General features: G+C 61.6%; 1 pseudogene. It reads right to left on the bottom strand.

Going from position 1 to position 1563, the window contains the following annotated elements:
• Positions 1–40 precede the first annotated feature (40 nt).
• A pseudogene (locus tag CXY83_RS00015) lies at positions 41–1434 on the bottom strand (IS1380 family transposase).
• Positions 1435–1563: the final 129 nt, after the last annotated feature.

The following is a 1563-nucleotide window of genomic DNA, read 5'->3' as shown; positions in this document are numbered from 1 at the left end:
GGTGCCGGGTGCCGGGTGCCGGGTGCCGGGTGGCTGGTGGTCAGGTGGTGGTGGTGTGCGGCGGGCCGCAGGCCGCCGCGAATGCGGCTGTCCATGCGGTTTCCCACGGCCAGCTGGCCGGCAGGTGCAGAGGGATTTTCCGGGCTGAGGTGGAGATTCGTGCGGGGATGTTGATGAGTTTGCGGCGGATAGTGCCGCTGCGTGCTTTGCCCGGATCTGCGCCCGGCGAGTGAGCCGACGGCTCGGAAAAGGTTGAACGCGATCGTGGCCAGCACGAGCCAGGCCGCGTTGGCCGTGAAGACCCCGGAGGGCAGATGAGCGAACGCGCTGTCCTTGAGGTCGGCGTTGATCTGTTCGATGATCGCATGTTGGCGATGGGTTTGGTCGGCCGTGACGGTGTCCAGATCGCTGGTTATGAAGAACGCATGAAAGCGGTGCGTGTCGAAGAGGGTCGGTTGTCTCTCGCCCACTTTCTGGTTCAGTTCGGGGATCCGTCGAACGACCAGGCGGCCGTCGATGCGTTCGGATTTCTTGCGTGAACTGAACGCGGTGAAGGTGACTTCGGCGACCTCGGCGGACGAGATCCAGGCGCCGTTTTCCTCGTCTCGGATCGCATCGGTGTAGTTGATCGTGGTCCACTGGTCGTTGCGGATCGTGGCGATGGCACGTTTGACGGCGGGGTCCATCCGCGCTTGATGGATACTTTCGCCCCAGTGCGGTGCGTGGCAGTGACGACGGCGTGGCCATAGAACGCGCTATCGGCGCGCAGCAGCATGATGCCGGTCGCCGTTGTGCTGCGGGGGCGTTTCACGGTGGCGAGGACATCGCCAGAGAACTTGCCCGCGCCGCGGGGAGAACCCGTCGATCCTTTCCGCAGCCGCGATCCGATGATAATCGGCGCCGCTTTGGGCGTGGAGACGATGCCGATCAAAGCGTTCAGCCCGCGCACTCCGGAGTAGCCATAACCAGAGCCTTGCTTCTGATATCCGTGGACTTCTTTAATGGTGTCGTCGATATCACCCAACGCGTAGTCGTCGATTCCTGCGACGATCGGAGTGTGGGTGGCGAGGTTGACCAGCCACCGCCAAGCGACGGCGTCGAGTTGACGCACGTGACCAAACGTGAACGCACGAAAAACGAGCCCAACGTCGACGGAGCGTAGGTTCCGACGAAGAGTTTCTTTATGCCGCCGTGCCGCAGCAGCGCCATGTCATCAATCGAGTCGGCACCGGCGAGCATTCCCGCGACCAAAGCTGTGACTTTTAATCCGGCGTTCGCGCCGAAGCGTCCGGGCAAGCTCAACCGGGCATCGGCAACCTCACCGAGACCCGTTTTCACCGCCAACGCCAGCGCGGGGACGAGCCCCGCGGCCGACACGAGATTTGTGTCATCGAAGGTGGCGGACAAGCGGTTGGAAGTATGGAAAAGTTGCATCTACGAGATGCCTCTCGGATCGGTTGAATTGAACCCTAAGTAAGTTCTATTTTTCCTGATCAGACAGGCATTCTCGGTTTAACGCGCCGTTACTTACTCAACTCGACCGATGGATCGAAGCTAAGCCGA

This window comes from Cryobacterium sp. M15, from assembly GCF_002929675.1.
In the GTDB taxonomy this organism is placed as follows: domain Bacteria; phylum Actinomycetota; class Actinomycetes; order Actinomycetales; family Microbacteriaceae; genus Cryobacterium; species Cryobacterium lyxosi.
The sequence above is the reverse complement of the archived record's forward strand: the minus strand, read 5'-3'. Positions and strand labels throughout refer to the sequence as shown.